Genomic DNA, 6000 nt, shown 5'->3' on the forward strand with positions numbered 1-6000 from the left:
TCACTCTCGGCGGCTGGCGCAGCGCTGTCAAGCCAAGCCGGCAAGGCGGGAAGACGCCTCGACGGGCTCAAGGATCGCCCGCTCGGCAACCGCGGCGCTGATTCGACGCCCCATACGGCAGCGGATCGCGCTAGCGGCGACCGAGCATGGCCTTGGACGCCGCGTATAGGCTGACGCCCATCGCCACAAGCAGCATCAGGACCAGCAGCCACCCGAACACGAGCACGGTACCGAAGATCAGCACGCTCGGCGCCAGCAAGACCGCACTCAGCAGGGACAGGCCGAGGCCCATCCGCATGGCCTGGCGCGCGTGTTCGGCGACGAACGGCTGCCTGCCCCGCATCGCCCACCATTGCGCGCCCGGCAACAGCCACAGCAACAGCAGCCACCACAGCGCGTCGCCCAGGTGCACATTGCAGGCGGCGAACAAGCCGATCCACATCGACAGATGCGCAAATGCCGCCAGCGCGCGCTCCCCCGCGGGCGCGGGGCCGTCGGTGATCGTGTTCTCGGTGTCGCTTGCCTGCATGCCTGTGCGTCTTGCGCGCTGCCTGCGTCGCGGCGCTCAGTCGTTGCCGGCCACCGTCATCCTGCCGACCAGCACCGCGCCGATGTGCACGTGCGAGCGCACATCGATGTCGGCGCCGACCGCCTCGATGTCCTGGAACATCTGCCGCAGGTTGCCGGCGATGGTGATTTCGTCCACCGGATAGGCGATTTCGCCGTTCTCGATCCAGAACCCGCCGGCGCCGCGCGAGTAGTCGCCGGTGACCGGGTTGACGCCGTTGCCCATCAGGTCGGTGACCAGCAGGCCGCGCGGCAGGCCCTTGAGGATGGCCTGCAGGTCCACCGCGTTGGCCGCCACCTGCAGGTTGTGCACGCCGCCGGCATTGGCGGTGGTCTGCAGGCCCAGCTTGCGCGCCGAATAGCTGCCCAGCACGTAGCGCTGCAGCACGCCGTCGCGCACCAGCGGCGCCTCGCGGGTGGCCACGCCCTCGCCGTCGAAGGCGGCCGAGCGCAGGCCGCGGCGCAGGTGCGGCCGTTCGTCGATCGCGAACCACTCCGGGAACAGGCGGGTGCCGGCGCTGTCGAGCAGGAAACTGGCGCGACGGTACAGCGCGCCGCCGGACACCGCGCCAAGCAGATGCCCGATCAGCGAGCGCGCCATCTCCGGCGCGAACAGCACCGGCACCTCGCCGGTCGGCAGCGAGCGCGGCTGCAGCCGCGCCACGGTACGCTCGGCGGCACGGCGGCCGATCGCCGAGGCGCGTTCCAGGTCCTCGCGTGCCAGCGCGCTGCTGTACCAGCCGTCGCGCTGCATGCCGTCGCCCTGCCCGGCGATCAGCGTGCAGGCGATCGAATGGTGGGTGCTGCGCTCGCAGCCGACGAAGCCGTGCGAATTGGCATAGACCGACAGGCTCTCGCTGCTGCCGGCCGAGGCGCCGTCGGAATTGCTGATCCGCGCATCGGCGTCGCGGCCGGCGGCCTCGCAGGCCAGCGCCAGGTCGATCGCCTCCTCGGCCTGCAGCGGCCACGGATGCCAGCGATCGTAATCCGGCTGCTCGCGCGCCATCAGCGCCGCCTCGGCCAGGCCGGCGGCCACATCGTCCTCCGTGTAGCGGGCGATCGCGCAGGCCTGGGCCACGGTGGCCTCCAGGCTGGACTCGTGCAGGTCGGCGGTGCTGGCGCTGCCCTTGCGCTGGCCGAAGTAGACGGTGACGCCGATGCCGCGGTCGCGGGTGGATTCCACGGTCTCCACAGCGCCCAGGCGCACGTTGACGTCCAGCCCGCGGTCTTCGCTGCAGCTGACCTCGGCCTGGCTGGCGCCGAGCGCGCGGGCGCGCGCCAGCAGCCGCTCGGCGATGTCGGACAGGCGCTCCAGGCGCTGCTGGCTGTCGTCGCGGTGCAAATCGGGGGTGATCGCGTTCAATGCTTTATCCTTGTTGTGCGAATCCCTTCGCCCCTGTCCGGCCGTCCTGGCCGGATGTGTTGATTTGATTTCCAGCCCGATCGAGTAGTACGAGCATGCGCGGACGCGACGAAGACACCGGTGAATTCCGCGGCGAAAGCCGCAGCCAGCAACGCCGCGAGGCGCTGGAAGTGCTGAGCCTGGGCGAGAAGCTGGTGGCGCTGACCCCGGCGCAGCTGGCCAAGCTGCCGGTGCCCGAGTCGCTGCTGCCGCACATCGCCGAGACCAAGCGCATCACCTCGCACATCGCGCACAAGCGGCAGCTGGCGTTCCTGGCCAAGCAGATGCGGCGCGAGGACGAGGCGGTGCTGGAGGCGATCCGCGAGGCGATGGACGTCAACAGCGACAGCGCGCGCCGCGAAGTGGCGGCCATGCATCGGGTGGAGGACTGGCGCGAGCGGCTGCTCGCCGAAGGCGACACCGCGCTGGCCGAACTGCTGGCCGAGCATCCCGACGCCGACCGCCAGCGGCTGCGCCAGCTGGTCCGCAACGCCAAGGACGAGCGGCTGAAGAACAAGCCGCCGCACGCTTACCGCGAATTGTTCCGGGAACTGCGCGAGATGATCCTGGGGGGTGCGTCGGGAACGGGGAATGGAGAATCGGGAATCGAAGAAGCGGACGACGACGCGGCGTTCGACGACACGCGCGACTGAGGCGCGGCAACGTCGGCTGCCACGCACAACGGACGACGCGCTCCCAGCCCAGCAAGCGCGGCGCGCGATGAACCTACCCGTCAGGCCGCTACTGCCGCAGCGCACCGCGGCGCCCGCTTTACCGATTCCCGATTCCCGAATCCCCACTCCCGGCCCCTAAGCCGTCCCGCCCACGGTCAGCCCGTCGATCAGCAGCGACGGCTGGCCCACGCCCACCGGCACGCTCTGCCCGTCCTTGCCGCAGACGCCGACGCCTTCATCCAGCGCCAGGTCGTGGCCGATCATGCGCACCTTCTGCATGGTCTCCGGGCCGTTGCCGATCAGGGTGGCGCCCTTCACCGGCGCGGTGACCTTGCCGTCCTCGATCAGGTAGGCCTCGGTGGCTGAGAACACGTACTTGCCGCTGGTGATGTCGACCTGACCGCCGCCGAAGTTGACCGCGTACAGGCCCTTCTTCACCGAGCGGATCATCTCCTCGGGATCGTGCTGGCCGGCGCGCATGTAGGTATTGGTCATGCGCGGCATCGGCAGGTGCGCGAACGATTCGCGGCGGCCGTTGCCGGTCGGCGCCACGCCCATCAGCCGCGCGTTGAGCGTGTCCTGCATGTAGCCGACCAGCACGCCGTCCTCGATCAGGGTGGTGCAGTTGGTCGCGGTGCCCTCGTCGTCGACGTTGAGCGAACCGCGGCGGCCGTCCAGGGTGCCGTCGTCGACGATGGTGACGCCGGGCGAAGCCACGCGCTGGCCGATGCGGCCGGCGTAGACGCTGGTGCCCTTGCGGTTGAAGTCGCCTTCCAGGCCATGACCGACCGCCTCGTGCAGCAGCACGCCGGGCCAGCCCGGGCCCAGCACCACCTGCATCACCCCGGCCGGCGCCGGCACCGCCTCCAGGTTCACCAGCGCCTGGCGCAAGGCCTCGCGGGCGAAGGCTTCCGGACGACCGTCGGCGAACAGCGTGGCGTAGTCGTAGCGGCCGCCGCCGCCGGCATAGCCGGATTCGCGGCGGCCCTGCTGTTCGACGATCACCTGTACGTTCAGCCGCACCAGCGGGCGCACGTCGGCGGCGAGCACGCCGTCGCTGCGCGCCACCAGCACCGTGTCCACGCCGCCGGACAGGCTCACCATCACCTGCTGCACGCGCGGGTCGGCGGCGCGCAGGTATTGGTCCAGCCGCCGCAGCAGCTCGACCTTGTGCGCGTTGTCCATCGCGTCCACCGGGTCCAGCGCTGGATACAGCGCGCGGCCGCCACCGCGCTGCAGCGCGTGCGCCGGCTGCGCGCCGCCGTCGCGGGAGATGGCCCGCGCCGACTGCGCGGCAGCCAGCAGCGCATCGCGGTGGATGTCGTCGGAATAGGCGAAGCCGGTCTTCTCGCCGGAGATCGCGCGCACCCCCACGCCCTGCTCGATGGAGTGGGCGCCATCCTTGACGATGCCGTCCTCCACGCTCCAGCTCTCGCGCCGCGAATGCTGGAAATACAGGTCGCCGAAGTCGATGCCGGGGCCGAGCAGCGTGCCGAAGGCGCGCTCCAGGCTGGTGGCATCCAGGCCGGCGGGAAGCAACAGGCGGGTTTCGGCAAGACTCAGGGCGTGATCGTTCATGGGCTCAACATGGGGGACGAAGGCGCGCAGCGCAAGCGGGGGCGGCACAGTCTGAACACAGCAGGCGCGCGGGAAGCGCTGCTGTCTCCAGGCAATGCACGGCATCCCATGCACGCGCAGGGCGCCGCGCCACTGCCATCCTTGCGACCGGCGTCGCGCGCAACCGCCGCCGTCCCCACTCCCGGCTTTCAACAGCCGCAGGCTGGTCATCCCCAATCCCGGCTTTTCAGGGCTTCCCGGACGCAGCCGGCGGCGTCGCGGCAGGCGCCGCCGGCGGGCGCGCCGACTCGCGCTCGATCACGTCCACCTTGGGGTCCTTCCACGGCCCGGTGACCCGGTAGGTGCGCGCACCGATGTTGCCCAGCGGCTTGCCGAGCACCGCGTTGGCGGCGGCGCCGACCGCCGCGCCGACCGGCCCGCCGGCCACCGCGCCGACCACGGTCAGCAGGTTGCCGGACTTGGGATTGACGTCGATGGTCTGGTCGAACTGCTGGGCGCGCAGGTCGGCCTCGCCGCGCACCTTGATCTCGGCGGCCGGGCCATCGATGACCAGGTTGTCGCTGCGCGCCAGGCCGTCGCCGAAACGGATCTGGCCGTCGATGCGGTTGAAGGCGAAGCCCTTGGAGAAGAAGTCGCGGAAATCGAACATCAGCCGCCGCGGCAGTTGCGCCACGCTGAGCAGGCCGAGCACGCGTCCGGCGCCCGGGTTCAGTTCCAGCAACTGCCCATTACGCGCGGCCACGTCGAGCTGCCCCTGCACCGTGGCCAGTTGCAGGCCGGACGGCGTGCCCGGCCAGGCGGCGCTGAGCGTCAGCTGGCCTTCGCCGCCGCGCACCTGCCCGCCGAAGTCCAGGTTCTGCATCAGTTCGCCGAGGTCGCGGCTGTCGACGCTGGCGTTGAGCTGGGTGCGGGCGGTGGCGCCCTTGCCGCGCCAGTCGCCGCTGATGTCGATCTTCTGCTTGTCCGAACGCAGGTGCAGCTGGTCCACCTGCATGCCGTCGGCGAGCTTGCGCGTGCGCAGCGAGGCCGCGCCGAGGGTCATCGCGCCGAAGCGCAGGTCGTCCACGTCCAGCGCCAGCGCCGGGATCGTGGCCGGGTCTAGGCTGTCGGCGAACGGGCCGGCCGGGACCGGGCCGGCGCTGCCGGCGACCCCGCTGCCGGCGGGCGTGGCGACCACCGCCGTCGGCGTGCCGTTCGCCACCGGCAAGGTGGCCGTGGCCGAGCGCCAGTGCACCCGCGCCAGGCGTCCGCCGAGCACGCCGCCGTCCTTGGTCGGCACGCTGAGGTCGCCGGCCAGGGCCGGGCCGTCCAGATGCACGTCGATGCTGTCGGCCTGCGGCAGCAGGCGCAGGCGGGTGTTGTCGAACACCCCGCCCAGCAGCAGCAGATGGTCGGCCAGGATCTCGATGCGCCGCAGCGGCATCGGGTCTTCGCCGCCGTTGGCCGCGGCGGCGTTCGGATCGGGGCGGCTGACCACGCCGATCCAGTCGATGGCGTTCAATGCCGCGGTGCGCCCACTGACCACCAGGCCGCTGGCCGGCGGTTCGTCAGCGACGTGGTCGCTGCCCATCACCACGCGCACGCCGGTCTTGCCGCCCTGGCTGCGCGCCGCCAGCGCCATCAGCTTGCCGAAGGCCACCTCGATGCGACCGCTGCCGACCGGCAGCGGCACGTTGACCGAGGTCGCCAGCGGCGTGGCCGGCGCCTTGTCCATCGGCGCCGGCATCAGCAACTGGGTGCCGACCAGGTCCGAGCGCAGCTGCAGCCGGGTCGGTGGGG

The 6000-nt window shown here is 71.4% G+C and carries 5 protein-coding genes; 1 reads left to right on the forward strand and 4 read right to left on the reverse strand.

All coding sequences use genetic code 11. The features are described 5' to 3' along the window. Positions 1-130: 130 nt before the first annotated feature. Both CEK69_RS09090 and pmbA read right to left on the reverse strand, forming a co-directional pair. Positions 131-529, reverse strand: a complete 399-nt coding sequence (locus tag CEK69_RS09090; protein ID WP_152245159.1) for a DUF4870 domain-containing protein — start codon at positions 527-529, stop codon at positions 131-133. 36 nt (positions 530-565) lie between these two features. Continuing rightward, the gene (gene pmbA / locus CEK69_RS09095; protein WP_150409897.1) at positions 566-1930 is read right to left on the reverse strand and encodes a metalloprotease PmbA; all 1365 of its coding nucleotides are present in this window, start codon (positions 1928-1930) and stop codon (positions 566-568) included. Between the two features lie 95 nt (positions 1931-2025). On the opposite strand from pmbA, the gene yjgA reads away from it, so the two are divergent. Next, positions 2026-2622: a ribosome biogenesis factor YjgA gene (yjgA, locus tag CEK69_RS09100; protein WP_148827558.1), complete on the forward strand. Its 597-nt coding sequence runs from the start codon at positions 2026-2028 to the stop codon at positions 2620-2622. 156 nt (positions 2623-2778) lie between these two features. Here the strand turns inward: yjgA and tldD are convergent, their stop codons facing one another. Further along, positions 2779-4221 carry a metalloprotease TldD gene (gene tldD / locus CEK69_RS09105; RefSeq protein WP_017914545.1) on the reverse strand — a complete coding sequence of 481 codons (1443 nt, stop codon included), beginning with the start codon at positions 4219-4221 and terminating at the stop codon, positions 2779-2781. Between the two features lie 226 nt (positions 4222-4447). After that, a partial coding sequence (locus CEK69_RS09110; protein WP_304951729.1) for an AsmA-like C-terminal region-containing protein occupies positions 4448-6000 on the reverse strand: 1553 nt, incomplete at its 5' end.

Origin of the sequence: Xanthomonas sp. LMG 12462 (genome assembly GCF_009192885.1) — a bacterium.
GTDB classification, from domain to species: Bacteria; Pseudomonadota; Gammaproteobacteria; order Xanthomonadales; family Xanthomonadaceae; genus Xanthomonas_A; species Xanthomonas_A sontii.